This window comes from Gemmiger formicilis (genome assembly GCF_900167555.1).
In the GTDB taxonomy this organism is placed as follows: Bacteria; Bacillota; Clostridia; order Oscillospirales; family Ruminococcaceae; genus Gemmiger; species Gemmiger formicilis.
Genome location: NZ_FUYF01000001.1, coordinates 24,641 through 50,772, shown reverse-complemented (window position 1 = coordinate 50,772; position 26,132 = coordinate 24,641). Strand labels below are relative to the sequence as shown.

19 protein-coding genes and 1 other annotated feature are annotated in these 26,132 nt (G+C 60.4%); of the genes, 13 read left to right on the top strand and 6 right to left on the bottom strand.

The window, feature by feature from the left end; all coding sequences use genetic code 11:
- Positions 1-57: 57 nt before the first annotated feature.
- From rplK to B5D32_RS00225, 6 genes are all read left to right on the top strand, one after another.
- Positions 58-483 (top strand): 50S ribosomal protein L11, encoded by a 426-nt coding sequence (gene rplK, locus B5D32_RS00250; RefSeq protein ID WP_007046678.1) that lies wholly within the window; start codon positions 58-60, stop codon positions 481-483.
- 18 nt (positions 484-501) lie between these two features.
- Positions 502-1,194 carry a 50S ribosomal protein L1 gene (gene rplA / locus B5D32_RS00245; protein WP_078783071.1) on the top strand — a complete coding sequence of 231 codons (693 nt, stop codon included), beginning with the start codon at positions 502-504 and terminating at the stop codon, positions 1,192-1,194.
- Positions 1,195-1,244: 50 nt separating this feature from the next.
- Positions 1,245-1,382 (top strand) — a sequence feature (ribosomal protein L10 leader region).
- A gap of 56 nt (positions 1,383-1,438) precedes the next feature.
- Positions 1,439-1,951 (top strand): 50S ribosomal protein L10, encoded by a 513-nt coding sequence (rplJ, locus tag B5D32_RS00240; RefSeq protein ID WP_078783070.1) that lies wholly within the window; start codon positions 1,439-1,441, stop codon positions 1,949-1,951.
- 92 nt (positions 1,952-2,043) lie between these two features.
- A complete protein-coding gene (gene rplL / locus B5D32_RS00235) occupies positions 2,044-2,418 on the top strand; it encodes a 50S ribosomal protein L7/L12 (RefSeq protein ID WP_078783069.1) in 375 nt (124 codons plus the stop codon).
- A 226-nt stretch (positions 2,419-2,644) separates the two neighbouring features.
- Complete coding sequence (locus B5D32_RS00230) at positions 2,645-5,155, top strand: efflux RND transporter permease subunit (protein ID WP_078783068.1); 2,511 nt, start codon at positions 2,645-2,647, stop codon at positions 5,153-5,155.
- Positions 5,152-8,337, top strand: coding sequence for a hypothetical protein (locus tag B5D32_RS00225; protein WP_078783067.1), 3,186 nt, complete (start codon positions 5,152-5,154; stop codon positions 8,335-8,337). Before B5D32_RS00230 ends, B5D32_RS00225 begins: the two co-directional genes overlap by 4 nt.
- Positions 8,338-8,441: 104 nt before the next feature.
- On the opposite strand, the gene B5D32_RS00220 is transcribed toward B5D32_RS00225, so the two are convergent.
- Entirely contained in the window at positions 8,442-8,597 is a 156-nt protein-coding gene (locus tag B5D32_RS00220; RefSeq protein WP_276327511.1) for a gamma-glutamyl-gamma-aminobutyrate hydrolase family protein, read from the bottom strand.
- Between the two features lie 111 nt (positions 8,598-8,708).
- Complete coding sequence (locus tag B5D32_RS00215; protein WP_078783065.1) at positions 8,709-9,155, bottom strand: CBS domain-containing protein; 447 nt, start codon at positions 9,153-9,155, stop codon at positions 8,709-8,711.
- Positions 9,156-9,374: 219 nt separating this feature from the next.
- On the opposite strand from B5D32_RS00215, the gene B5D32_RS00210 reads away from it, so the two are divergent.
- From B5D32_RS00210 to B5D32_RS00185, 6 genes are all read left to right on the top strand, one after another.
- Complete coding sequence (locus tag B5D32_RS00210; protein WP_078783064.1) at positions 9,375-9,728, top strand: Asp23/Gls24 family envelope stress response protein; 354 nt, start codon at positions 9,375-9,377, stop codon at positions 9,726-9,728.
- A gap of 39 nt (positions 9,729-9,767) precedes the next feature.
- Entirely contained in the window at positions 9,768-11,453 is a 1,686-nt protein-coding gene (locus B5D32_RS00205) for a DAK2 domain-containing protein (RefSeq protein ID WP_078783063.1), read from the top strand.
- Between the two features lie 141 nt (positions 11,454-11,594).
- Positions 11,595-13,094, top strand: coding sequence for an ATP-dependent DNA helicase RecG (locus B5D32_RS00200; protein ID WP_159446948.1), 1,500 nt, complete (start codon positions 11,595-11,597; stop codon positions 13,092-13,094).
- A 78-nt stretch (positions 13,095-13,172) separates the two neighbouring features.
- The gene (locus tag B5D32_RS00195; protein ID WP_143402636.1) at positions 13,173-14,141 is read left to right on the top strand and encodes a hypothetical protein; all 969 of its coding nucleotides are present in this window, start codon (positions 13,173-13,175) and stop codon (positions 14,139-14,141) included.
- Between the two features lie 224 nt (positions 14,142-14,365).
- The gene (locus B5D32_RS00190; protein ID WP_159446947.1) at positions 14,366-14,770 is read left to right on the top strand and encodes a YitT family protein; all 405 of its coding nucleotides are present in this window, start codon (positions 14,366-14,368) and stop codon (positions 14,768-14,770) included.
- A gap of 56 nt (positions 14,771-14,826) precedes the next feature.
- The gene (locus tag B5D32_RS00185; protein WP_143402635.1) at positions 14,827-15,288 is read left to right on the top strand and encodes a hypothetical protein; all 462 of its coding nucleotides are present in this window, start codon (positions 14,827-14,829) and stop codon (positions 15,286-15,288) included.
- 384 nt (positions 15,289-15,672) lie between these two features.
- Here B5D32_RS00185 and B5D32_RS00180 read toward each other — a convergent pair whose 3' ends face one another.
- The 4 genes from B5D32_RS00180 to B5D32_RS14760 form a co-directional block, all read right to left on the bottom strand.
- Complete coding sequence (locus B5D32_RS00180; protein ID WP_078783058.1) at positions 15,673-16,437, bottom strand: hypothetical protein; 765 nt, start codon at positions 16,435-16,437, stop codon at positions 15,673-15,675.
- Positions 16,438-19,225: 2,788 nt separating this feature from the next.
- Positions 19,226-20,338, bottom strand: a complete 1,113-nt coding sequence (locus B5D32_RS15140) for a putative sodium/potassium/calcium exchanger (protein WP_159446946.1) — start codon at positions 20,336-20,338, stop codon at positions 19,226-19,228.
- Positions 20,339-20,440: 102 nt separating this feature from the next.
- The gene (locus tag B5D32_RS14765; RefSeq protein ID WP_143402634.1) at positions 20,441-21,331 is read right to left on the bottom strand and encodes a hypothetical protein; all 891 of its coding nucleotides are present in this window, start codon (positions 21,329-21,331) and stop codon (positions 20,441-20,443) included.
- Between the two features lie 249 nt (positions 21,332-21,580).
- Complete coding sequence (locus B5D32_RS14760) at positions 21,581-22,795, bottom strand: hypothetical protein (RefSeq protein WP_143402633.1); 1,215 nt, start codon at positions 22,793-22,795, stop codon at positions 21,581-21,583.
- A 317-nt stretch (positions 22,796-23,112) separates the two neighbouring features.
- Here B5D32_RS14760 and B5D32_RS14755 point away from each other — a divergent pair, with 317 nt between their 5' ends.
- A complete protein-coding gene (locus tag B5D32_RS14755) occupies positions 23,113-25,986 on the top strand; it encodes a sugar ABC transporter permease (RefSeq protein ID WP_143402632.1) in 2,874 nt (957 codons plus the stop codon).
- Positions 25,987-26,132 lie beyond the last annotated feature (146 nt).

The following is a 26,132-nucleotide window of genomic DNA, read 5'->3' as shown; positions in this document are numbered from 1 at the left end:
GTGGGAGGTCTGCACCGCAGGCCGCAACTCACCACAAAATTTGGAGGTGCAAGTATTATGGCACAGAAAATCACTGGCTACATCAAGCTGCAAATTCCCGCCGGCAAGGCAACTCCGGCTCCCCCTGTTGGTCCTGCTCTGGGTCAGAAGGGCGTCAACATCATGGCGTTCACCAAGGAGTTCAACGAGCGTACCAAGAACCAGATGGGCATGATCATCCCCGTCGTCATCACGGTTTACGCTGACCGCTCCTTCTCCTTCATCACCAAGACTCCTCCGGCGCCCGTTCTGATCAAGAAGGCTGCCGGCATCGACACTGCTTCCGGCGTGCCCAACAAGAACAAGGTTGGCTCCATCACGCTGGCTCAGGCCGAGGAGATCGCCAAGACCAAGATGCCCGACCTGAACGCTGCTTCCCTGGAGGCCGCTGTCAGCATGATCAAGGGCACCGCCCGCAGCATGGGCGTTACCGTTGAGGGCTGAATAGGAGGGTAATACGCAATGAAACACGGCAAGAAGTATATCGACGCTGCTAAGCTGATCGAGAATAACAAGACTTACGATCCCACCGAGGCCCTGGAGCTGTGCTGCAAGACCGCTACCGCTAAGTTCGACGAGACCGTTGAGCTGCACGTCCGCCTGGGCGTTGACAGCCGTCACGCCGACCAGCAGGTCCGCGGCGCTGTTGTCCTGCCCAACGGCACCGGTAAGAACGTCCGCGTTATCGCCATCGCCAAGGGCGACGCCGCCAAGGCCGCTGAGGCTGCCGGTGCGCAGGAGGTCGGTGATGACGATCTGATCGCCAAGATCGCCGGCGGCTACCTGGACTTCGACGTTCTGGTCACCACCCCCGACATGATGGGCCGCGTTGGCCGTCTCGGTAAGGTCCTGGGCCCCCGTGGTCTGATGCCCAACCCGAAGGCCGGCACCGTTACCCCCGACGTCGGCAAGGCTGTTACCGACGCTAAGGCCGGTAAGATCGAGTACCGTCTGGACAAGCAGAACATCATCCATGTGCCCATCGGCAAGGCATCTTTCGGCGCCGAGAAGCTGATGACCAACCTGGACACCGTCCTGGATGCCATCGCCAAGGCTAAGCCCGCCGCTGCCAAGGGCCAGTACTTCAAGAGCGCTACCATCGCCACCACCATGGGCCCCGGCGTCCGCGTTGCTACCAACAAGTACGGCGTATAAGTTTTTCAGCTTTGAGCTGAAAAACGCTTGACAAACGCACGTTCGCGTGCTATACTAATTAAGCTGTTTTTGAGACAGCAGGTGCCGCAAGGCATAACGGGTTTTACCCACCTGCCGAGAAACGTGCGTTTGATTGCAATGCTTTCAAGCCCTTTCCCGGCGACGGGAAGGGGCTTTTTTCTGTATATCACATAAAAAGCCGCTTACCGAAACCAATCTGTAAGTGGAATGAGGTGAATTTCAAATGCCCAGTGCAAAGATTCTGGAAGCTAAGAAGGCTCTTGTTGCTGATCTGAACGAGAAGATCGCAGGCTCTCTGGCCGGTGTTGTCGTTGCTTACAACGGCATCAGCGTTGCTGATGACACCAAGCTGCGTAAGGAGCTGCGTGAGGCTGGCGTGCACTACATGGTCGTCAAGAACACCATGCTGCGCCTGGCCGTCAAGGGCACCCAGTACGAGGGTCTGACCGAGTACTTCAAGGGTGACACGGCTATCGCTCTGTCTCCGGAGGATCCGGCTGCTGCTGCTCGCATCCTGTGCAAGTTTGCTGACGCCGACAAGTCCAAGCGCTTCGTCGTCAAGGGCGGCTTCTGCGATGGTCAGGTCATGGACGCTGCAGGTATCAAGAGCCTGTCTACCATGCCCAACCGCGAAGGCCTGCTCTCCATGCTGGCTGGCTCCCTCAACGGTATCGTTGGCGGTCTGGCTGTTGCCCTGCAGGGTATCGTCGACAAGCAGGACGAGACTGCTGCCTAAGTTTAGGTTTAGCAGGTTGAGCGCACCGGCGCAGCGCTCCTTGAATACAAACCGCGCCGCTTAAAACTATAAAATTTATGGAGGTAACTACCATGGCTTCTGAGAAGATTACTGCCATTGTCGAGTCTGTCAAGACTATGACTGTTCTGGAGCTGAAAGAGCTCGTTGACACCATCTGCGAGGAGTTCGGCGTTTCTGCTGTTGCTGCTGCCGCTCCCGCTGCCGCCGGCGCTGCTGCTCCCGCTGAGGAGGAGAAGACCGAGTTTGACGTCATCCTGGCTGACGTTGGCGCCAACAAGATGCAGGTCATCAAGACCGTTAAGGAGCTGACCGGCGCTTCCCTGATGGAGGCCAAGAAGCTGGTTGAGACCCCGAACGCCAAGCTGAAGGAGCAGGCTTCCAAGGCTGACGCCGAGGACATCCAGAAGAAGCTGGCCGAGGTCGGCGCTAAGGTCGAGCTGAAGTAATTTAGCTTACCAATAGCTTTTTCAACACCGTGTGGTTTTACACCGCACGGTGTTTTTTTGTGTACCTTAACAAAAACTTCCTCGCTTCTTTGTACATTCCTCTGAATTTGACCGTGTTGCATGGGCCTTGCATTTCGTATAATATTGATGTATCCTTTTTGTATCGAATAAAATGGGAAAGTGAGGCTGTATACTCTTGGAGAACGAAAAGCCAAAAGGCGGCGGGATGGAAAAGCTGGCTTCGTTTATCGTTGATAAACGCAACCTGTTCTTCCTGTTATACATATTTGCGCTGATTTTCAGTGCCATCGCCACGGGCTGGGTCAAGGTCGAGGACGACATCACGACCTACCTGCCCGACACCACCGAGACCCGCCAGGGCCTGACCGTGATGAATGACAACTTCGTCACCTACGGCACAGCCAACGTCATGGTGTCCAACATCACCTACGATACTGCGCTGGACATCCAGTCCCGGCTTGAGGACATCGAGGGTGTCACCACCGTCGAATTTGACGACACCGACGAGCATTACACGAATGCGTCGGCGCTGTTCTCCGTCAGCTTTGATGCAGAAGTAGGGGACGAGCGCGCCGAGAACGCCCTGCAGGAGATCCGCGACGAGCTTGAGGGCAGCTACGACACCTCGATCTATTCCGAGGTCGGCTACGATTCCTCCGCGGACCTGCAATCGGAAATGCTCGTCATCGTCATCATCGCGGCCATCATCATCGTCGTCGTGCTGACGCTGACCTCCCGCTCCTATGCCGAGGTCCCGGTCCTCCTCATGACCTTCGGCGCGGCGGCGCTGCTGAACATGGGCACAAACTTCCTGTGCGGCACGATCAGCTTCATCTCCAACTCAGTCACCGTCATACTGCAGCTGGCGCTGGCCATCGACTACGCCATCATTCTGTGCCACCGTTTCAGCGATGAGCATGAGACGCTGCCCACCCGCGAGGCCTGCATTGCCGCGCTTTCCAAGGCTATCCCGGAGATTTCTTCCTCCTCGCTCACGACGATCAGCGGCCTGGCCGCGCTGGCGTTCATGCACTTCGGCATTGGCCGCGACCTGGCTACGGTCCTGATCAAGGCTATCCTGTTCAGTATGCTCTGTGTCTTTACGCTGATGCCCGGCCTGCTGGTGCTGTTCAGCAAGCTGATCGACAAGACCCGCCACAAAAACCTGATTCCCAAGATCACCGCCGTCGGCAAGTTCGACATCAAGACCCGTTTTATCATCCCGCCGATCTTCGGCGTCATCATCGTGGCGGCGGCGGTCTTTGCCAACCTGTGCCCCTACTGCTACACCTACACCGACCTGGTCACCGCCAAGCAGAGCGAGCGCCAGATCGCCTACCAGAAAATCAAAAACACCTTCGGTTCCAGCAACATGGTGGCCGTCATTGTGCCGTCGGGCGACTATGAGTCCGAGGGCAGGATCCTCGACGAGCTGGACGCCTGCGCCGAAGTCAAATCCACGATGGGTCTGGCCAACATTGAAGCGATGGACGGCTATATGCTGACCGACGCTGTGACACCGCGCCAGCTGGCCGAGATGGCCGACCTCGACTACGAGGTTGCCAAGGCACTGTACGGCGCCTACGCCGTCGACCATGACGAGTACGGCGAGATCATCAACGGCCTGGACGATTATAAAGTGCCGATCTACGACATGTTCAGGTTCCTAGAACAGGAGATGCACGACGGCAACATCACGCTCTCGGGTGATGTGCAGGACACGCTGGACGACCTGTTCGACCAGCTCGATGAAGCCCAGAAGCAGCTGCAGAGCGACGATTACAGCCGTATGGTCGTCTATCTGAACCTGCCCGAGGAGACCGACGAGACGTTCGCCTTCGTCAACAAGATGCACGACATCATCGGCAAATACTACGCCACCGATTCGTTCTACGTTGTCGGCAATACGACGAGCGCCATGGACCTGTCCAGCTCCTTCGGCGAGGATAACCTGCTGATCAGTGTGCTGTCCGCGCTGTTCGTTATCCTGGTCCTGCTGTTCACATTCAAGTCCGCGGGTCTGCCCGTGCTGCTGATCATCGTCATTCAGGGCAGTATCTGGATCAACTTCTCGGTGCCGTACCTGCAGCACACCCCGCTGTACTTCCTCGGCTACCTGATCGTCAACTCCATTCAGATGGGTGCAAACATCGACTACGCCATCGTTATCTCCAGCCACTACACCGACCTGAAGAAGGTCATGCGCCCGCGGGAGGCCATCGTCGCAGCCCTGAACGAGTCGTTCCCGACGATCTTCACCTCCGGCTCGATTCTGGCATCCGCGGGTATCCTGATCAGCGTGCTGACCACGAACCCCGTTATCTCCGCCATCGGTACCTGCCTGGGCCGCGGCACGATCGTTTCCATCCTTCTGGTTCTGTTCGTCCTGCCGCAGATCCTGATCCTGGGCGACACCATCATCGAGCGCACGAGCTTTGAGATGAAGGGCGTTGCCGGTATGGCCCGCACGGCCAGCGGCACAATGCACGTCAATGGCCGCGTGCGCGGCTACATCAACGGCGTCGTAGATGCTGAAATCAAGGGCGTGCTGCACGGCCAGTTCAGTGCGAACATTGCCACCGGCACCGAATTTACCGTTGACAAGCCCGACATGTACCTGTCGGAGAAGAACATCCACGAATCCGAGGACGGTGCCCCCGAACCAGGCACACCCGATACGCCCGACACTGACACGAAGGGAGGCGACGCTGAATGAACCGCATTTCTGACCTGACGCGCCGCCTCTGGGCTGCGCTGCTGGCGCTCTGCCTTGTGCTGGCGCTGACCCTGCCCGTTTTTGCGGAAGGGGAGAGCGGGACCGCCGACACCGCCGAAAAGGAGACCTTCCACATCGGCACCGTCGATGACCTTTTGCAGCTGGCCGATTCCTGCCGCCTGGACAGCTGGAGCAAAAACCGCACCGTCTATCTGGACGCCGATTTGGAGCTGACCGGCAGCGGCTTTGCGGGCATCCCGTCCTTCAGCGGCGTATTTGAGGGGCAGGGCCACACGATCTCCGGCCTGAGCCTTGTAAATGACGGCTCGGTCATCGGCTTCTTCCGCTATGTGCAGCAGGGGGCCAACGTCCGCGACCTCGTCATCCGGGGCCGCTCGATGCCCACCGGCAGCCGCTCCACCGTGGGCGGCATTGCGGGCAGCAACGCCGGTACGCTGCACAACTGCCGCTTTGAGGGCGTGTCCTCCGGCGCGTCCGTTGTCGGCGGCATCGCTGGCACAAATCTGGCCGCCGGCGTCATCGAAAGCTGCACGACCACGGGCAGTGTCTACGGTGCACACTTCATCGGCGGCATCGCCGGTGAAAATCACGGCATCATTGCCAACTGCACGAACACCTCCAGCGTCAACACGACGGTGGAGCAGAACGACATCGACCTTTCCTCGCTGACGCTGAACGACCTGATCGGCACCGAGAATGTCGCCGACATCACCGACATCGGCGGCATTGCGGGCCAGTCCGGCGGTGTCATCCGCGCCTGCATGAACCGCGGCACCGTGGGCTACCAGCACATGGGCTACAACGTCGGCGGCATCGCGGGCAGCCAGACCGGCTACATTGAGGGCTGCGTCAACTACGGCACTATCTACGCCCGCAAGGAGGGCGGCGGCATCGTCGGCCAGATGGAGCCGAGCAGCACGCTGGAATACACAAAGGACACGCTGCAGGAGCTTTCCGACGAGATGAGCACGCTGCAGACGCTGGTCAACCGCGCCTGCGATGACGCCAGCGCCGCCAGCAGTGACCTTTCCAACCAGCTCGAAGCGCTGAAGAACAACGTGACCAGCTCCCGCAATGCCATTGAGAATCTGCTGAAGCAGGCTGAAAACGGCGTGTCCATCGGTTCCCAGACCGTCAAGACCGACTTGAGTCAGTTCAAGCAGGACCTCAAGAATACCAACCTGCCCGGCGCGGACGACGGAGACAATGCCGCGGACTCGGACACAGTCATCGACTACAGCGAAGCGACGCCTCCGTCTGACACCGACCCTGTCGATCCGAATTACACGCTGTCCCCCTCGGAGGAGCCCGCGCAGAGTGCTGACCTCTCCACGCCTGACGAAAGCAGTACGGCAGCGCAGGACACTGCCCCCGCACAGGAGCCTGCACAGGAGCCCGCTGCAGAGGGCAGCGAGGCGGACCGCACCTCCCACGGGCAGCCCGCCCCCGAAGCCGTTGACGATTCCGCTGACAGCACCGTTGTCAGCGAGGACGACGGCGCTGCCACAAAGCCGGACGAGCGCTATCCGATCGACCCGGGCTATACGCTCATCACCGAGGGTCTGCCCGACACAAAGGATGTGCTCAATGACATTTCAGATGCATTGCCGGACTCCGTGGACGTCGAAATTCCAAAGGTCGAGCTGACGAACCGCGATGCCATCACGGCCAGCCGCAACGATCTGAGCAGCAGCCTGACCAGCATGGGCGACATCGTCAGCAGCCTGAACAACAACGCCAGCAGCAACAGCCAGGCGCTGATCAACGACGTGAAGGCGATCTCGAAGCAGATCAACAAGATCGGCCAGACGCTGTCCGGTGCCAGCGAGAATGTCAACCGGGATGCAGACGACATCGTGGACGATGTTTCCGATGACGACACCGATGACGACGTCGAGGCCAAGGTCACGAACTGCATCAACAGCGGCACGGTCAATGCCGACCTCAACGCCGGCGGCATTACCGGTGCAATGGCCCGCGAGAACGATCTGGACCCCGAGGACGACTACACCACCGCGGGCAGCGAGTCGCTGAACTTTACCTTCAAGACCCGCGTCGTCACCCGTGACTGCACAAACTACGGCACGGTCAGCGCCAAAAAGCAGAACGCGGGCGGCATCGTCGGCGACGCCGAGATGGGCTCTGTCATCGACTGCAGGGGCTTTGGCACCCTCGATGCCGAGGACGCCACCGGCGTCGGCGGCGTGGCCGGTATCAGCAAATCCACGATCCGCGAGAGCTGCGCCAAGGGCCGCCTGTCCGGTGCAAAGCAGGTCGGCGGCATTGTCGGCAGCGGTGCCACCATCGAAAACTGCCGCGCCATGGTCATGATCGACAACGCTGCCGAACAGATCGGTGCGATTGCCGGTATCGTGGACGACCCGCTGGACGGCAGCGTGACCGGCAACACCTTCGTGGACGGGGGCGTCGCGGGCATTGACAGCGTCAGCTACCAGGGCATTGCCGAACCGCTGGCCTACGAGGATTTCGTCGCGCAGGAAAATCTGCCCGACGATTTCGGCAGCATCTGTGTCCGCTTTGTGACCGACGAGGATTCGCTGGTCCAGGAATACCACATCCCGTACGGCAGCGACTTCCCGACGGATCAACTGCCGCCGGTTCCCAACCACCAGGGCCAGTACGGCAACTGGGAGGATGTGGATCTGACCGGCATGACGTTTGACGCGACGATCCACGCCGAGTACAGCGACATAAACACGGTCCGCCAGAGCCAGGAAAAGCGCGGTGAACGCTCCCTTGTGCTGGTGGAGGGCAGCTTCGACACCACCGACGAGCTGATGCTCCATGAGGTGGACGACGCGCCCGAGACCCCCGGCACGCTGGTGGAGGCGTGGGGCCTGGAGCTGCCCGCCGACACCGGCCACACGCTGCGCTATATGCCGCCGGAGACGACGGACAACACCGTGCTGTGGGTCAGGACCGACGCAGGCTGGCAGCAGGCCGACACAAGCGTGGACGGCAGCTATCTGACCTGCACCGCCCCCGCCGGTACGACGGCCTTCGCCGCTGTGCAGATGCCCGCCAGCAAGGTGCCCCTGCTCGCGGCGGCTTGCGGCGCCGCAGCCGCACTGCTGCTCGTGATTTTGTTCATCGCCCGCAAGATGAAAAAGAAGAGGGCCGCGGCAAAGAAAACCGCGTAAGGCCCTGCCGGGCCGATGCTCGTCATCGACCCGCGCATACGGCAGATGCCTCGCACAAAAAAACCGCTGCAGCACAGAAGCCTGTGCTGCAGCGGCTTTTTGTTTCAGCAGCTTTCTATAAGCGCCTTAAAAATCTTTCGGCTGTCCTCATTCACGCGGAACGAAAATTCGGGGTGCCACTGCACAGCCCAGACGAACCTTTTATCCGCCAGGCATACGGCCTCCGTCAGTCCATCCTCCGAGACGGCCATAGCCGCCAGCCCCGGCGCAAGCGTTCACACCTCACTGTAAAAAATAAAACAGAGAAGTCCTGTGCGACCTCTCTGTCCGTTGTGCTGATTATACCGCAACGCGCGGCGGATTGCAAGCCCTTACATCGGCGGGTGGCTGCCCTTGAAGCGCTTATCCGTCGGCAGGGTCGTATATTTGTCGTACAGCTCCCGCAGCAACACGGTACGGCGCACCATGCCGATGAACACATTGCGGTCATCCACCACCGGCACAAAGTTCTGTTCGATGGCTGCCTTTAAAAGCGTCGGCATGTCGGTGGTCACGGTAACGGCCTTGTAATCGCGGCGGCGGGGGAAGCTGGAAATCGGCACGTCCTCGCTGGCTTCAAGGTCCAGCCCGTGCAGATTTTTCATGCCCCAGAGGATGTCGCCCTCGGTGATGCTGCCGACATACTCGCCGTTGCGCTTCAGAACAGGGATGGTGGCGTAGCGCTGGTTGGACCATTTTTCCAGCGTCTGGCGCAGGGTGAAATCCTCGTAAATGTACAGGACGTCCTGCTTGGGTGTCAAAAAGAATAAAAGGTTCATGGTTTAAACCGAGCTCCTTTGGTAAGGTTGTCATACTTCTGTAAACAGTATATACTCTTGCGCTGTAAACTTTGTGAATGGAATGTTAAATCCACGCGCCAAAATAAATTTCTCCGAAATGCCCTGTTCAAGCAGGGAAAAATGGTGTATAATAGCTAAAGATTCATATAGTACAGCTGCGGGTTTAGCCGCAGCTAACCCTGAAAAGGAGGATCGCAGATGATCACCAAGGTCAATCCCTATGGACATATTTCGCTGACGAATGACTACTTCTCCGGCCTGGTGGAGCAGGCCGCCAAGCAGTGCTACGGCATTGCCGCCATGGGTCAGGCCCCGGCTGAAAGCGTTGTGCGCAGCGCCCTGCGCACCGGCAGCCTGCCGCCGAAGGGCGTCACCGTCACGCAGGAGGCCGGCAAGCTGGTCATCGCCCTGCATATCAAGGTCGGGTTCGGTCTGAACATCTCGACCATCACCCAAAGCATCACCCACCGCGTCAAGGACGAAGTTGAACTTGCCACCGGCTTAAAGGTCGCCCGCATCGATGTCTACGTGGACGACGTCATTGCCGACTAAAGACTGTTTTACCCAAAAAATATGAGGTGTAACGAAACCATGATTACTGGCCAGACCCTGCGCGACGCCATTCTTTCCGGCGCCAACAACATTGCCAACCAGCGCACCCGCGTGGATGAGCTGAACGTTTTCCCCGTTCCGGACGGTGATACCGGCACGAACATGAGCATGACCATCGGCGCCGCTCGCGCCGAGCTTGAGGCCATGCCCGACAGCTGCACCGTGGCCGAGGCCAGCAAGACCGCTGCCTCCGCCATGCTGCGCGGTGCCCGCGGCAACTCCGGCGTTATCACGAGCCTTTTGTTCCGCGGCTTCTCCAAGGCGCTGAAGGACAAGACCGAGGCATCCTCCGCTGACCTGGCTGCCGCCTTGCAGCAGGGCGTCGAGGCCGCCTACAAGGCCGTCATGAAGCCCACCGAGGGCACGATCCTGACCGTCTCCCGTCTGGCTGCCGAGAAGGCCGCCGAGTGCACCGAGCTGGACGTTCCTGCCATGTGGGACGCCACGCTGCAGGCCGGTCAGGCCGCGCTGGACGACACCCCGAACCTGCTGCCCGTGCTGAAAAAGGCCGGTGTCGTGGACGCCGGCGGTCAGGGCATCATGCTGATCTTTGAGGGCATGAAGCAGGTGTTCGACGGCGGCGAGATCATCGCCGGTGCCGAGGTCGCCGCCAAGCCCAAGGTATCCAGCGAAGCCGCAGGCAAGGGTGTTTTTGCCGACGACCTGATGAAGGTCGAGGACATCAAAAACGGCTACTGCACCCAGTTCCTGCTGCACAAGGATGCCGATGCCAGCGTTACCCGCCTGCGCGCCTTCCTTGAGTCCAACGGTGACTCCGTTGTTGTGATCGAGGACGACGATGTTGCCAACTGCCATGTCCACACCTCCGACCCCGGCATGATGCTGAGCGAGGCCATCAAGTACGGCTACCTGACCAATTTTAAAATTGAAAACATGCACGAGCAGTTCCTCGCCCGCCAGAAGCAGGCGAAGGGTCTGGAGAAGCAGGCCGAGGCCGAGGAGAAGAAGGACAGCGAGTTCCCCTACGCCGCCGTTGACCCCGAGCGCGAGTACGGCTTTGTGGCCGTGGCCGCGGGCGAGGGCCTGAAGGCTGTGTTCGGCGACCTAGGCGTGGACGCGGTTGTCAGCGGCGGCCAGACGATGAACCCCTCCACCGAGGACATCCTCGCCGCCATCCAGAGCGTGCCCGCCAAGACCGTGCTCGTTCTGCCCAACAACAAGAACATCATCATGGCGTCCGAGCAGGCGCAGAAGCTCGCGGACCGCAAGGTCATCGTGCTGCCCACCCGCACCGTGCCCCAGGGCATGACCGCCATGCTGAACTTTGATCCCGACCTGAAGCCGGAGGAGAACGCCGTTGCCATGATGCAGGCGGCGGACCGCGTCAGCACGGGTCTGATCACCTATGCCGCCCGTGACAGCGAGTTTGACGGCAAGCCCATCAAGAAGGGCGAGATCATGGCGCTGGAGAACGGCAAAATCGTTGCCACCGGCACCGACCTGGTCAAGATGACCTATCGTCTGGCCCGCTCCATGAAGAAGAAGGACACCCAGTTCATCACGGTCATTTCCGGCTGCGACGTCAGCGACGAGGACGCCGAAAAGACGACCGATCTGGTGCGCACCAAGTGCGGCGGCAACATTGAGGTCAGCCACATCAGCGGCGGCCAGCCCGTGTACTACTACATGATCTCTGTGGAGTAATTCGGACGTTATAACATTAAAAAGGCGAATTTGGGGATGTTCCGAGTTCGCCTTTTTTGGTATACCGCTTTCGTTCCCGCTGCCTTGCGTCACTGCCCATTTCCTGCCAACCGCCCGCCATCCCAAAGAAAGGAGGCTCCCATGCCCACCATCAACGATTCCGTCCAATTTCTCAAGGGCGTTGGCCCGGCCTTCGCCAAAAAATTTGAGAAGCTCGGCATCCTCACGATCCGCGACCTGCTTTTGTGCTATCCGCGCAAATACATCGACTACACGCAGCCCTACACCGTCGTGTCCGCGCCGTATGACGTGGAATGCTGCGTCCGCGCAACCGTGCTGCAAAAGGAGCCTGCCCGGCGCGTCAAGGGCGGGCGGGTCATGAACCGGGTGCTGGCGGCGGACGATTCCGGCATTCTGGCACTGTCGTGGTTCAATGCGCCCTACGCGGCGGACAAACTGGAAGTGGGGGAGACCTACTACTTTGAGGGCCGCATCGGCGGGGCGCTGACCCGCCGCGAGCTGCTGCACCCGCTGGTGCGCACCGAGGCTCAGGTCGCTGACTGCCCGTTTGTGGCGGTCTATCCCGGCACCGACGGTCTGCCCGCCAGCCGCCACGCCAGCTGTGCCCATGCAGCGCTGGCGTTCGCGGACCAGCTTGTGGACCCGCTGCCGCCCGAGCTGCTGACCCGCTACCGGATGCCCGCCAAGGCGCAGGCCGTGCGGGGCATCCACGCGCCCAAAAACGCGGACGACCTTGCCGCGGCGCGGCGGCGGCTGATTTTCGAGGAGCTGTACCTGCTCCAAATCGGCATCTTCCTGCTGCGCAGCCACGGGCGGCGCAAGACCAGCGCCCCCATGCACCCGCTGGACCTCGGCCCGTTCTGGCGCAGCCTGCCGTACCCGCCCACCGGTGCGCAAAAGCGCTCCACCGAGGAAATTCTGGCCGATCTCTGCGGCGACGTGCCGATGAACCGGCTTTTGCAGGGCGACGTCGGCAGCGGCAAAACGCTGGTGGCCGCCGCGGCCATCTGGTTTGCCGCGCAGAACGGCTGGCAGAGCGCCATGCTGGCCCCCACGGAAATTTTAGCCCGCCAGCACGCCGCCACGCTGGCGGACCGGCTCGAGCCGTTCGGCGTCAACGTCACGCTGCTGGTCGGCGGCATGAAAGCGAAGGAGAAGCGCATCGCGCTGGAGGCTATCGCCGATGGGCGGGCAAATTTAGTCGTAGGTACGCATGCCGTGCTGACCGACACCGTGGAATTTAAAAATCTCGGCCTCGCCATCGTGGACGAGCAGCACCGCTTCGGCGTGCGGCAGCGCGGCCTGTTGGCGGGCAAGGCACAAAGCCCGCACCTGCTGGTCATGAGCGCCACGCCCATCCCGCGCACGCTGGGGCTGCTCATGTACGGCGACCTGGATCTTTTGGTTTTTGTTGTGGTTGGGTTTTGGGGTCGTTTTCTCCGTACTTTGTTGTTTCCTTTGCAAAAGCTCCTCTTTATGTCCGGTTTTCTGTATCATCGGATCTTGTGGGGGCTTTGTGTCTTCTTGTTCTGTTCGGCCCTTTTGGTCCGCGCCGCCCTGGGTGCTGTGTTGTTTTTTTTTGGGTTTTTTAGCGCTATTTCTTTTTCTTTGGTGCCGTAGTGTCGCTTTGTCGTGTTTTCCGGTACGCTTGTGCGCTGTGTTACGGCGGTTGTGTTGGCGGGATTCCAGGCCGGTTGTGTGGACGTGCTTGTTTTGCGGAGCGTCATCGCGGTCGGCGTTTTTTTTTGGAGGGCGATGGTGGTGGTGATTGTTTTTTGGGATTTTTTCGGCGTGTCGGGTCTGCCCCCGCTGGGCGGGCGCGTGGGGCGCGTGGGAGCTGTTTGCTGCTTTCTTCTGGTTTGGGTGGACGGCTCCTGCGGGGTGGGCGTGTGGGTGGAATTCCTGTGCGTGCCGTCGGATGGTTTTGTTGTGGCGTCGTTTGCTCTGGCGGCCCGTGGCGGGGGTGCTTTGTTTGGCTTTGCGCCGCACGGTCTGCCGCGGCTGCGGGTGGCGGATTTTTTGGAGTTGTGCGGCGGGTTGCGCGTGGTGTGGGCCGGAGCCAAGGCCTTGTTGGGTGAGTACCCGTATCTGCTGTGCGCTGTGCGGTGGGTTTTTTCCGATGTGTTGGGTCGGTTGTTTGAGCCGGCAGGGTTGTTGAGTTTGGAGCCTTTTTTGGCTTTCCCCTCGGGGGTGGCTGCCGTGTGCGGTGGGTTGCTGCGGGGTGCGTTTCCGTTTGGCAATCCGCCGGCGTTCTTTCCTGTGCTGTTGCTCCTCATCGGCGCGTTTTCGGCGCCGCGCCCATTTTGCTGTTGGTGGGAAGGTGCTGTGCTCTGCGGGGCGTTGGGGATTGTGCTCCCTATAGCGGCGATTTTTTTTGCCGCGCGATTCCCGCCGCCGGGCGCTTTTGCTTCCTTTCTCTCCCTTTTCTTTTGTCTTCTGTTTTGGTGTTTTGATCGGTGGCTTTCTGGAGTTGTTTTTGGGTTTGCAACCTTTCTGCGCGATTTTGTTTTGCTTCGTGTTCGTTCTGTTGCTGTCGCTGCTGTTGGCGGCTGTGGTGGGGGTTGGGGCGCGTGCCTCCCTGTTTGGTCCGGCGCTGTGGGTGGGATCTCCCGCCGGGTCTGTGGTGAACCTCGCGCCGCAGGTGTTGGTGTACGCGGCACAGTTTGAGGTGCCGCTTTTCTTTTTCTTTTTGACGGGGGTGTTGTCGACTCTGCTCGTGCTGGGCTCTTGCTGGGATGCGCTGGAGTTGCTCTGTGTGGTCTTGTGGTGCTATATTTCTGATTTAGTTTGGGCGCAGATGACGACGTTTTGCACCGTGGGCCTCGGCCGGGGCGTGACGGAGTGGTTGGGGTCTGTGGTTTACGCCATGCTGTTTGCCCGCGGTTGCGGGGGTGCGTGCATTTTGGCTGCTTACCTGGGCGGTGGCCGTCTTTGCGGCTTTGTTGTCCTTCTTCCTTGTGCGGCGCCGTGCGTGGGTTGGCCGGGTCTCGGGTTTGTGGATCGTTGTGGGCTGCTTTGTGCCGCTGTCGCTGTGGGGCGTGACGCTTATTTTGTCTTTCGTGCTGTTCGTGCTTGGGTTTTTTTCGTGCGGGTGGTCGTTCGGTGCCGCTACGGTCTGGGCCCGCATGCTGGTTCCGGGGTTTCTGGGCCTTTTTTCGTGGCTCTTCCCGACCCTCTGGTGCCTGACCGCCGGTCCGGCGGTGGCTGTGCTGTGGTCGGTCCTCGTGGTCGGCTTGGGGCTTGGCATCCTTTTGCGGGGTGGCGCCTCGTGGGGGGGGCTGGCTATCTTCGCGTAGTTCTTGACGTGCTCTCTGCCGCTGGCCCTGGGGGCGTGCGTGTTGCTGTGGGGGATGTGTGTGGGGTTCTGGGCTGGGTTTTTGTCCGCTACACCGTCGGTGGTTTTCTGGGTGCTGGGCAGCTCTTTTCCGGGGTTTGTGTTGGCTCCTTTTCTCTTTGGGACCCCGTTCTGGTTTCTCGTGTTGATCATCTGCTGGCGGTGCTGCGCGCTGCGGGGGTTGCTGCTTTGGGCGCTGCGGTGTTGCGTGTGGGTGTCTGGCTGGTCGGGCGCATCCGGTATGGCGACGTGGTGGGCGCTGTTCCGGTTTGTGTCCAGGGCGGGGTCCTCGGCGCTGCTGATTTACTTGCGGGGCGCGGTGTCTCGGGCCTTCATTTTTTTTTCTCGCTTTTGGGCGTTGGGGTTTTTTTTTCAAGCATATACTTGCCGGTGGTTGTTGCGCTGATGCTCTTGGTCGTTGTCTGCTATGGCGTTTGTCTTGGCGGCGGTGTCTTGTTCGCCTCTGGCAATTTTGGCTGAGCCGTTTATGTTTTTTGGTTTACCGCTTTTGGATGTCCCATGGGGTCTGCTCTCCTTTATGGGTTTTTATGGGCTGCGGCTGTGGGCGGGCTCTGTTGGGGATTGGTATGTTGGTAGTGTCGCGGTCTTTGATTTGTTCTTTGGGCGTTTGCTGGTCTGCTGCGGCTCCGCCGTTCTGGCGGGTCTGTGGTGGTTTTTTTCTTTCGTGGGTGTTGTGCAGTTTGTCGGGGGGTTGGTTGGGTATCTGGGGTCCGTGGGTTCGTTTGCCGTGACTTTGCTCACCTGTCTTTCCGGTTTCAGGCTGCGGTGCTTTTTGTTTTTTGTTTATTTTTGTATGGCCATGTTCCCGTCGGGGCGCGTCGTGGGGGTTTGGTGTTGGTGCGTTTATTGCCGGTTTTTCGCTTCGCTGCTGCTGGTCTCGTTCTGGGTCCGGTGGGTGATGGGGGCCGGGTCGTCGGGCTTGGTGCGCTCCGCCGGGTTCCGGCTCTTGATGGTGTTCGGTGCGCTGGGCGCGCACTGGTGTGCGGCGGCCTTTTTTGGCTCCCGCGCTTCGTGGCTGGGGTGGTGCGGTTCCACGTTGTGCTTGGTGGCCGCGGGTTCCTTCGGGATGTCGGCGTGCGGGGTGATGGGCCGCTGGTGGGTGGTGATGTTGCGGCCGGAGTCCGGCGTGTTTGCGGCGTTGGGGTCGCTGTTGCTGGCCGCGTTCTTGTTGGTGGTGGTGCCGTGGGCGTTGTTGTGGTACGTGGTGTCGGTTGCGTTGCGGGTGTTTGAGGCGGTCTTGCCGCGGGTGTGCACGTTGGCGTGGGGCTTGGGGATGGAGTCGGTGTCTCTTTGCTCGTTGTCGGGGTTGTCGGGCAGGTTGCTGGGCGCGGCGGTCTCCTCCGGGTTGGCGATGTGGGCGTGGATGTTTTTGGATGCGTCGGTCGTGCTCTTGGTGCTGTTGGTGGTTGCCTGCTTGGCGAGCTTGGTGTTGGGGTTGATCTTGCTCTTGGCGACGTGGGCGCGTGTGTTGGGCGTTGTGTCCTCGCTGTGGGTGGTCAGGTAGTGGGCGGGCGTGTCGATCTCGAGGGTGACGCTGTCCGCGTGCTTGTAGGCGTTGATGTTCCCCTGGCTGACCTGGGTGTGGGGTGTGTCCGTCCGGGGCGTCATGGCGTTGGTGTCGCTTATCTTGATGTTGGTGGGTTTCGTTTTGTTTTGTCTCGTTTTCTCGTTTTTTGAGGGGATGGTGTTGTGTAAGGTATGTGCGTGTGTGGTCTGGCGTGTCGGGTGCGTGTTGGCGCCGGTTTGGGTGGGCGGTGGGCGCGTTTTCGGTTCCGCTTTTGTGGGCGCCGTTCAGGGGTTCTGCGGGGCGCGGGTCGACCGCGTCTGTGTCGCGGTCCAGGGCTTGGTTCTCGCCGCTCGTTAGTGTGTTGGCCTGGGTGCGCGGGTGTTGGGTCTCCTCGGGGCGGTTCTGGCGGGTCTGTGTCAGTTGTGCTCTGTGGCTTTCCCGTTGGGGGCCGGTGCCGCTGGCGTGGGGGTGGTGAGGGTCCGTTTTGCGGCTGTCGTGCGTTTCGGTGTCGGTGCGGTCTGGGGGGGCCTCCTCGGTGTGGGGGTGGTGGTGGTGTTTGGTTCCGTCTTGGTGGAAGTGGTTTCTTTTGTGCCAGTCGGACTGTCTTTTCCAGATGTTTTCCCGCTGTGGGCTGTGCGTCTTTTTTGTGTATGTCTCTTGTGCGGGGTGGTTTTGTATGGTTGTGCGTTCTTTTTTGTTTTTGCTGGTGGGCGGGTCGTTTTGGTTGTTGGTGTTGGCGTTGCTGGGGGCTTTGCCGTGGAGTGTGTTTGTGCCGGGGGGGGTGTGGCTCTTGCTTTTGCTGGGGTTGGCGGCTTGTTGGGTGGCGGTGGGGGCGGCGGTTTCTGCCGGGTCGGTGGGCTTGCGCTGAGTGGTTGTGGCCTTGGTGTGGTTGTGCCGGTTGGTGCTGTCGCTGTCGTTGTGGTGTTGCGGCGGGTCCTGGTGGGGTTTGGCGGGGCTGGTGTGGGCCAAGTCGCGGGCGTCCTGGTTTTTGCTGTGCGGGTTGGTCATTTTTTTGCTGCGCGGTTTTTCCCGTACCGTTTGTGCCCCTGCCAGCTGGGTTTCGTGGGCTTAGTTTCGGTATTATGGTCCTGCCTTTTTGGTGTTGTCGATGTATTGGGCGCTGTTCCTGATCTTGGGCTGCGGTCTGCCGTCTTCCCCGGCGGTTGGGGTCCTTTTGCGGCGCCGTTGCAGTGTTTTGCGCGTCGTGCGCGTTGCTTTTTTGTGCTGCTGTGCTGCCTGGGTGCTGGGGGGGTCTTTCCGGTTGTCGTTCACACCGGCGTCGTTGTTGTGTGCGGTCTGCTGCACTTGTTTGGGCTGTTCCTCTGCCTTTTGTCAGTTTGTGGCGGCTGGCGGTTGGTTCTGTGTGGCCTTTGGCGTCTAGTTGCGCCTGGGCTCGTGGCGGTTGCGCCTCCGGCAGACTTGGGCGTTGCGTTGGGGCGTCGGCGGGGTTCGTTTGTTGTCGCTGCTGAGTTTCGCGGCCTGGCTGGGGGGGTTTTTGTCTCGCGCTTGTCCCTGCGGGCTGCCGGCGGTTGTTTTCAGTGCGGTGGTTTCGTCGGGGGTCCGGTCTTTCATGGGCCGGGTTCTTTTTTGCAGCGGTCTGTGTGGCGTGTCGCGGATCTCGGTGTTGTGGGCGGGCCGCTGCCCGGGGTTGTGGTTTCTTTTGCGCTAGGCGAGGTGGGTGAGTGGTGGTGTATGTGTGGTGCGGTTCTTCCCGGCCTGGGGCTTTGCCGTCGGGGCGCGTGTGCGTTGTCGGTCCGGGTCGGGGTTGTCCGGCTTGTCGCGTTCGGCGTTTTTGGTGACTTGCTGTTGTTTTTTTCGTGGCAGCTCGGTCTTGTTTCGTGTGTCTGTTATGGCTTTCTGCCGGGGCGCGGTCTGGCGTTCGTCGCCTTTCCGGTTTTGTGCTGCGGCTCGGTTGGCTATCTGGGTGATTGGGTCGGGCTGTTGGTTCTTGCGGGGTTGGTTGCTGTTTTGCTTCTTGTTGCTGTCGGTTCCTTGTCTGCCTGTGGTCCCGTTGGCTGTGGCTCTGGCGCTTTTTGCCCCCCTTTCTTCCGTGTCATTCGTTGTGAGAGCGGTGGTTGTGGCTGGTGTGTTAGTCCTTGCGTTCGGTGTGGGCCCTGCGTTTCTTTGCAGGTGTTCTGCTGGTGGGAGTGGCTCGCTCCCGATGCCCTGTCTCGGTTTTTTGTGGAGCTGGGTGGCTTCCTTAGTTCGGGGTGGCCTTTTGGTTTGCTGCTGGCTCGTTCTGTGTCCGCGGCTGTGGCCGATGATCGCGGCTATATTGTTGCCTCTGGGGGCCTCCTTGCGGGCGGTGGTGTTTTTGGGTGTTGGGGGTTTGGTGGTTTCCGGCCGCCGGCTCGCCTTCTTGTGGCCGGGGTCGTGTGGCGCAGGGGTGTTGTTGGCTGTCGCTGCTTTTTGCTGTGTCGTTCCCCGTTCTGTGTGGCGCCCATTTTTTTGTAGTGGTGCTTTCGTTGTGTCAAATCTGTCTGGTAGTTTTCCGTTTCGGTGTCCGTCTAGTTTCTGGGTCGTGGTGCTCTTCGCGTGGCCGCGGCCCCGATGATTGCGGGCGTTGCCTGGCGGTTGCGCGTCAGGGGCGTTATTTTGGCCGCGGTTGGTGTGTCCTGCGTGTCGCGGGGGTGGTCCGCGTTGCGTGCTTGCTTGTTGGCCTGTTTGTCGTTTGTGGTGTGGCTCTCGCGCCTCTTTGTGGCGGTGGTTTGCAGGCAGGGGGCAGTTGGGCAGCGTGGCGGTCTGTGGGGTGGCGTTCCGTGACCCGCCGGCCGTCTCTCTGGCGGCTGCGGCTTTTCGGTGGGGTGTGGCTGCTGCCTGGGGGGGTGGCTGGGCTGCGCGGTTTTTTTTGTTTTTTGGCGGTTGGGCGGGCGTGTTTTCGCGTTTCGTTCAGGCTGTTTTCTGTGTGATTGCTCTTTTCTTTTTTTTGCTTTGGGCGGCGCGGTCTGCTGCTTTTGGCCTGGTCTTTTTCCTTCTGTGTGTTCCGCCTGCTGCAGGCTGGGAGTGCGTATCCGTGGTTATGGCAGGCTTCGGCGCTTTCTCGGCCGTCCGTTTCTGGCCTCCTTCTGTGGGCTGCTGGGGTTTGCGGCTGCTTCTGCTGACCGGGCCTTCGGGGCTTTTCGGGGTTGTTTGCGGTGGCGGGGCCTTTTTGGGCCCGCGGTGTCCCGTTGCGTCTGGGCTGTGTTGGGCTCTGTGCCGGCTGCTGGTCGTCTCGTCGTCCTCGTGTGGTGCCAGGCCGAGGCGTTTTTCTTTTTGGTTGTGGGGGCCTTGGATTTGGCTTGTTACTGTTGTTTTGTTTTCGGTGTCACTCTGGATGCTCCGGGCGTCGGCCTGGCCGAGGTTGTTTTGTAGGCGCTTGTGGCTGTTGGTCTTGCCGACATGGCGGTCTTTGTCGTGGTCTTTGTCGGGGCGGGTGTTGTGCTGGGTGTTTGCGGGCTGGTCCTGCGTTGTGTCGGTGCTGTCTTCGGTTAGGTGGCTGCGGGGGTGGTGGTTGGCGGTGTGGCGGTTGCTCTGGCGTGTGCGGTCGCGGGCCTTGCCCTTCTGCTGCTTGGCTTGGGCGATCGCGTTCTCTTCGCGGGTTTGTGCTTTGGCCCGGGTGCTGCGGCTGCTGTGGTTCATCTGCTTTTCCTCGATGTTGGTTACGTCCTGCGTTATTGTGTGGGCTTTTGGGTTCTGCTGTGTCGTGCCTTGGTCGTTGTGTCGGGCGTTCTCCTTATGCGGTGTTGCCATGCGTTCGTTGGTCTTGGGCCTGCTCTTGCTCCGGTTTTTTATTGGTCTGGGTCTTTGTGCTATGGCTGGGGCGTGCTGGATGGTTGCCCTCTGCTTGGTGCTGTTGGGCGTATTATCATTGCCGTGTTGTTTGGTCTGGTTTTGCTGTTTCGGGTGTTGGCGGTGCTGCTTGTGCTTTTCGTGCTTGCGGGGGTGGTCCGTCCGTGGTGTGGCGCTGTCTGCCCTGGTGTTGGTTTCGGGTCCGTTTTCGCCGCGCTCGTTGTTGGATTGCATATCTGGGTCGGCAGCGGCATGGTCGGGGTTTTTTTTTTCTGTGTGGCTTTGCGGCGGGGCCTTTGGTTGGTGGCTTCTCGGGTGCAGCGGGGCGTCCTGTGCTCATGGGTGCTGCCGGTTTGCTGTCCGGCTGCTGCGGCGCGGGCCCGCCGCTCGGGTGTTCTGTCGTTGTGTGTTGCCGTTGGGGTGTCCGTCGTTCAGGTACAGTTCCTGTTTTGCTCTGGTGTCGCGCTTTTCCGGTTGTGCTGTGCTGCGGGGGTCGCGTGTGTGGCCGTCGGTGTTGGGGTCTCGCTTGTTTCTGTGCAGCTGTCCGGCTTCGTCTCCGTCGGCGTTGGGTCGGTTGCGGGCGGCTCGGTGGCTGCGGTTGCTGGTGTCGCGGTTTTTTGCTGTTTGGCCTTCCGGCTTTGCGGCTTGGGTTCGGGTGCCTCTGCGCGGGGGGGGGTGGCTTTGGGCAGGGTGGCGATCTCTTCGGCCGTGGTCTGTGGTGTGTGTGGCGTGCGGGTTCAGTTTGTTGGTGGCGGGTCTGGTTTTGGCTGGCTGGGATCTTCGTTTTCGGGGTTGGGGGCGGGTGTCGTCCGCCCGGGTTTTTGGTGATTGGTGATCTTGCGTGCGGTGCCGTCTGTTTGGTGTGCTGGTTGCTTGATTTTTGTCCGCTGTGGCTCCTTTCGTTTTCCGCTTCGAGGCTTTGCTGAGTGGAAGGTGCTTGCTTTTTGCTATCGTGCGCATCGCGTTTTTGTTGGCTTTGTGTTTTGGTTTTTTCGTCTGTGCGTGTTTGCTGGGGGTTTTGTCGTTTAGCAGTTCGGTGCGGATGCCTTGGTTGTCGGCGCGCTGGTTGTCCAGGTGTTCGCTCTCGTGTGGGTGGCGGGGGATGGGGGCTTTGGCGGTGTGCCGTGCATCCTTTGCGTTCTGGATGTTCTTGCGTTTCTGCTGGTCGGTCCTGTGGTGCTTTTTGGTGGGGGGGGTGAGGGGGTGTTGGCCGAGGGTCTCGACCATCTTCCGGGTCTGCTGCGTTGCGTGGGTGCGTGTGTGTCGTACTTTGTGCTTGTCGATGACTGCTTCTTTCTGTCCTTGTTTGAGTACGCCTGCAGGTCCTGCGGGAAGGTGGGGTCGCTGACGGACGGGGGTTTCTGCCTGGCTTGCTTCTTTTACTTGGCGTGTGAGTGGCCCCGCTGTGCAGAATAGCCGCCGGGACGGCTGCGCGGGGGGGGGGGACTGTATGGGCCGCTATATGTTGCGTGTTTCTTACGACGGTTCCGGTTTTTTGCGGCGGGTTTGTGGTGCTGGGGTCAGTTTTTCCGTGGTGGGCGGCTGCGTGCGCTCCATTTTGCTGGGTCGTTTGTGTGTTGTCTTGGCCATGTGCGGGTCGGGCCGGCCTGCGGGGGTGAAGGCGGTGTTCTGCAGCCATGTTTTGTTCTTGGGCGGCGAAACGTTCTGCGTGGTGTGCGTCGTTTTGCTGGTCTCGGCGTGTGAGGTGCCGTGGTCCTGTGTGTGGGGGCGTTCGGGGGTTCCGGGGCCTCTCGCTCTGGTACCGTTTGTGGCGGGGCTGGCCGCGGTTCTTGCACGGCGGGCTTTGCCGATCGCCGCGGTTGCGTCGGCGCGGGTGTCGGGCTTCATTGGGCTGTGTGGGGTGCGGAGTGCTCTGGTTGCTGGTGTGGTGTGGTTGGTGGGTATGTGGGGGGCCCGCTTTGCGTCGGCTTCGCTGTGCCTGCTGTGGGCTCTGCGGTTTAGCTGACCGCTCTGGTTTGCGCTGTGGCTGGCGGCTGCGGTGGGTTGGCTGTTCTGTCGCTCCAGGCTGTGCCCTGTTAGTGCCGCGTGGTTCTCCTCGGTGTTGTTGGGCCTGTTGGTGGCCCGGTGGGCCGTGCCGAGGGTAGGTTCGTCGGGGTTGTTTTTCAGCTGCGTTGTGCGGGCGGTCCTTCTTTGGCTGTGCTGTTCCGCTCTGGGTTCTTGGTCTTGTTCTGCCGTCTGGCCGTCTTCTGTCGGGGCGGTGTGGGGTCTGGCCCTGCGTGTGTGGGGCTGGCGGGGTTTGCGGGTGCTGTGCTGGGGGTCGTTTTTGCGTGCGGTTTCTACGGCGCTCTGTCGCAGCGTTGGGGTTGTCGGGGCTGGGTGTTTGGCATGCTGGACGGCGCGCGGTGCGTTGTTGGCGGGGGTTATGCTTTGCTGCCTGCTTGCTCCGGGCTGGTTTTTTGCGGGCGGGGTGGGGGTGTTCTCCGTGCCTGCGGCGCGGCTGCGCGCTGTGGTTTTGGTTATTTTGGTGCTTTTGAGCCGGGTCGGGGTGCTCTTTGTGCGCTGTGTTTGTGGTTTGTCTTTCGCCTGCCTTGGTGCCCTGGGGAGTCTGCCTGCGGTTGTGTCCCGCCGGTCCGCTTTGGCATCGTTTGGTCTCCTCATGCGGGCGGTGGCCCTGCCGGTTTTCTTCTGGGTGCTGTGGCTGGCCTTGCCGTGCGCGGTTCTTCTGGGCATCGGGATGCTGGTCTGGCCTTGGTTCGGTGGTGCGCTTCTGAGGCTGGTGCCCGGTGTTTTGGTGGGGTCGGTGCCTTCTGCGCGGTTGGCCGTGCTGGGGGCAGCGGTATCGTGTCGTGTATCGGTGGCTTTTTTTCTGCGGTTTGTTGTGTGGGGTCTTTGCCCCCTCCGGGGGTGTATCTCGAGTTGGCTCTTTCTGACTGTGCTTCCGAGCTGGTGATGGTGGTTACCGCCGTGTATGCCGTCGTGGTGGCTTCGATCTCGGCGGTTGGGGCTTTCCTCGGCCGCGTGCGGGCGCGGGTGCCGGCTGTCTTGGGGTGCTTCCTACTGCGTTTTCTGTCTTCTTTTTCTTTGGTTTTGCTTTTCCTTCTATGTGGGTCGGGCGGGCGCTCCTGCCCGTTATTTCTTGCCGGCGCAGCTGGGGGGTCTGTCCGCTGGCTGAGATCACGGCGGCTGTGCTGGCGGCCGTCACGCGCGGCGTGAGCTGGTCTGTTCGCGCTATTGTGGTTGCGTGCCGCTTCATTGTCGCTGTGTTGGTCGGGTTCTGGCTGTTTGCGCTGTTGCCCCTGATCTTCGCTGTCGTGGTTTCGTTCTGCGACTGGTTTTGTGTCGCTCCGGTCGCGTTGCTGGTCCTGGGCGAGTTTGTTGCCCTGTTGGGTGTGCAGGCTTTCAGGGTTGTTTTTGTCAATCTGCTGGTGTCCGCGTTCGGCATGGTTCTGGTGTCCTTGTTGTTCAGCCTTGGTCTGGCGATGTTTGTGACGCCGGAGGTCAGGTTTCTGCTGTTCTTGTGTGGCGTTTCTTTCTTGCCGTACGTTGGCTTTGTGTTCTGCGTTGTTGGGTTTTGGGCGCTGATTTTCAGCCGCTCCCTGGGCCCGGTCAAGGCGGTCTTTGTCCTGCTTGTCTTGTTTTCGGTGTCGGCGTGGGCCTGTGTTACGGAGGCCGCCTTGCTCACGGTTTTGCTGTTCAGCGTTTTGTCGACCATGTGTTTTTGCCTTGTGATCTGTCTGTGCTGTCTTCCTTGGGCGAACCGCGAGGTGGCGGGGGCTGCGGCGCTGGTTTTTGGGCGCAGGTGGCCTTTTTTCTGGCCGGTGGCCCTGGTGTGGGTGGCTTTGCCCTGCTTGTTCTTTCTGTTCTTGGTGACCATCGCGTTGTTCCCTGTTTTTGCCTGGCTGTCGCTGCTGCTGCCTGGGTGCGGGGGCAGTGCGTGCCTGTTCCTTTTTTCCTGCCTCTTGAGCGTGGGCTTGGTCATGCGGTTGTGGTTTTGGTGCGCGAGTGCTTTTTGGCTGGTTCTGTTTGTGGTGTTGGTGTTTGTGCGGTTGGTGCGGTTGCTTGGCTGGTGCCTGAACTATTTCTGGCTGGTGGAAGGTTCTCTGGCTCCTGCCGTAGTTGCGACCTCGCTCGGCTCGGTGGGGGCGTATGTTGTTGTGGTGCGCTTTGTGCTGTACGCCGTGCTGCTGGTGGTGTCTGGCGTTGTTGTGCTTTCTTTGCTTTGTGTTTTTTCTGGGTGCTTCTCTGTGCGGGCGGAGGTGTTTTGGTTCCTCCTTGAGTGTGTCGTCTTGCTTCGGGTTCTGCCTGATTGTGTGGGGGTCTGGCCTTGGGTGCCGCTTCTTTGTTTTGTTCGGCGGCTGGTTTTTGTGTGCGTCGTCGTCTCGGTCTTGCCGGTCGTTCTCTCTTTTTTTGTCGCTTTTGCTTTCTCCCGTGTGTGTTTCGCTGGTGTGCACGTTCTGTTGGTTGGCTGTCTCGTGGGGCTCGCTGTGCTGTGGGGGGTTTCCGTGGTGCCCGCGTTCGTTGTGGTTCGTTTCTGGCTCTTTGCTGCTCTTGCTCTGTGTGTCGTTTTTCTGCCGGCTTTTGGGGGTTTTGTCGTTTTCGTGGTGCCGCGGTTTTCTGGGTGTGTTGGCTGTGCGGTTTGTGGTGTTGCCGGTGTTGTTTGTCTGTCCGGGTGCGGTCTGTGTGCCCGCATGGTTGTTTTTGTTTGTGTGCCTGCTGTTTGGCTGCTTGTGCTGTTTGCCTTCGTCCCGGCTTGGGCCGCTTTTGTCGGACCGCTGGTCTGCGTTCGGGCTCGGGCTGTGGCTGCCGTTTCTCTCGGCGTTTGTGTGTTCTTTGGTCGGTACTCTGGGGCTTATGGCCTGCTCGTGGTTGCTTTCGTTGTCGTACTTTTGCCGGTCGTTGTGGTCTTTGTGTCCCTTGCTGGGTGCTTTGTCGCTGTTGTTGCTTTTTCCGGGGTTGGGGGTTGGTTTCGTTCGGTGGGTGTTTGCCCTTTGTGGGGGGCGGCTGGGGGTCTCCCTGCTGCCTCTTGTTTTTTCGTTTCGCGGCTTTTTATTGAGCGGTCTTCTGCAGTGTGGGGTTTTCTCCGGGTGGTTGGGGTCTACGCTGGTTGGGGTTTTTTCCGTGTTCGTCGGCTGTGCTGCTGTGGGCTGCCTGCTCTTTTTTCTTGTGGTGCGGCGTCTGGAACCTCCGCGTTTGTTTTTTTTTCTTTGTTATTTATTCTTTGTGCTCGTGGGGTTTCTTACAGTGGATGCTTTCTCAGACCTCGTTCTGCTTATACTTTCGGTTGCGCGGGCGGTGGGTTCTTTTCTCTGGCTTTTCCGCGGGGATCTGTTTTTTTCTCCGGTCTACTGCCCGTCGTGTTGTCGGGTCCGTGGGGTCTATGTCCGGTGCTTGTCCTTCCGGTTGAGCTGGGGCTTCTGGCCCGGCGCGGTGTGGTTGCGGTATGCGTGCCCCGGCGCCGGGGCGTTCACCGTTTGCGGGCTGACCTTAGTGTGCGGTTTGCTCTCTGGGGTTTGGCCCAGGATCGCGTTCTTTTGCCCGGGCATGTGCTTCCTGTGGATCCGCTCCTTTTTCGGGGGCTGGCCGGTGTCCTTCCGTGCGACGGTGTGCGCGGCGTCTATGTTGGGTTGGGGGTCTCTCTGGGGCTGGTTTGCGGGGATGTGCGTGTTCTTTCGGGGTTGTTTTGCGCTGGTGGTTTGTGGGGGCTGGGGCTGCCTGGTCGGCTGCCTTGTGAATGTGCCGCTGTTTTATTGTGGCTTTGTGGGGAGGGGTGTTGCCCCCTCCGCGGGTCTTGGGGGCCGGCGTGTCCTGCCGTGTCTGTCCAGTTCGTTCCTCCTGGCCGGCTGGGCGTACGGCGGCTTGTTGGTTGGCCGCGTTACCGTCGGCTTTGTTTGTTGTGCGGCTTGTGTGGTTTTTCGGGATGACTTTTGCTGGGCCCGGTGTCAGGCTTGGGGTGTTTATGGCCGGTCCGTCAGTTGCCGGTCCGCTCGTGGCGCCGTGTATCTGGCCGCTTTGCGGGGCGTTGTTGGTTCCTATCTGGTGCGCCTGTGTGCGGAGCTGGTCCCGTTTT

What these genes read in the sequence shown, in the direction of transcription:
- rplK (WP_007046678.1), top strand. Translation starts at nt 58, where the DNA reads ATGGCACAGAAAATCACTGGCTACATCAAGCTGCAAATTCCCGCCGGC.
- rplA (WP_078783071.1), top strand. Translation starts at nt 502, where the DNA reads ATGAAACACGGCAAGAAGTATATCGACGCTGCTAAGCTGATCGAGAAT.
- rplJ (WP_078783070.1), top strand. Translation starts at nt 1,439, where the DNA reads ATGCCCAGTGCAAAGATTCTGGAAGCTAAGAAGGCTCTTGTTGCTGAT.
- rplL (WP_078783069.1), top strand. Translation starts at nt 2,044, where the DNA reads ATGGCTTCTGAGAAGATTACTGCCATTGTCGAGTCTGTCAAGACTATG.
- B5D32_RS00230 (WP_078783068.1), top strand. Translation starts at nt 2,645, where the DNA reads ATGGAAAAGCTGGCTTCGTTTATCGTTGATAAACGCAACCTGTTCTTC.
- B5D32_RS00225 (WP_078783067.1), top strand. Translation starts at nt 5,152, where the DNA reads ATGAACCGCATTTCTGACCTGACGCGCCGCCTCTGGGCTGCGCTGCTG.
- B5D32_RS00215 (WP_078783065.1), bottom strand. Translation starts at nt 9,155, where the DNA reads ATGAACCTTTTATTCTTTTTGACACCCAAGCAGGACGTCCTGTACATT.
- B5D32_RS00210 (WP_078783064.1), top strand. Translation starts at nt 9,375, where the DNA reads ATGATCACCAAGGTCAATCCCTATGGACATATTTCGCTGACGAATGAC.
- B5D32_RS00205 (WP_078783063.1), top strand. Translation starts at nt 9,768, where the DNA reads ATGATTACTGGCCAGACCCTGCGCGACGCCATTCTTTCCGGCGCCAAC.
- B5D32_RS00200 (WP_159446948.1), top strand. Translation starts at nt 11,595, where the DNA reads ATGCCCACCATCAACGATTCCGTCCAATTTCTCAAGGGCGTTGGCCCG.
- B5D32_RS00180 (WP_078783058.1), bottom strand. Translation starts at nt 16,437, where the DNA reads ATGACGCCCCGGACGGACACACCCCACACCCAGGTCAGCCAGGGGAAC.
- B5D32_RS15140 (WP_159446946.1), bottom strand. Translation starts at nt 20,338, where the DNA reads ATGCAATCCAACAACGAGCGCGGCGAAAACGGACCCGAAACCAACACC.
- B5D32_RS14765 (WP_143402634.1), bottom strand. Translation starts at nt 21,331, where the DNA reads ATGGTCGAGACCCTCGGCCAACACCCCCTCACCCCCCCCACCAAAAAG.
- B5D32_RS14760 (WP_143402633.1), bottom strand. Translation starts at nt 22,795, where the DNA reads ATGCCCAGAAGAACCGCGCACGGCAAGGCCAGCCACAGCACCCAGAAG.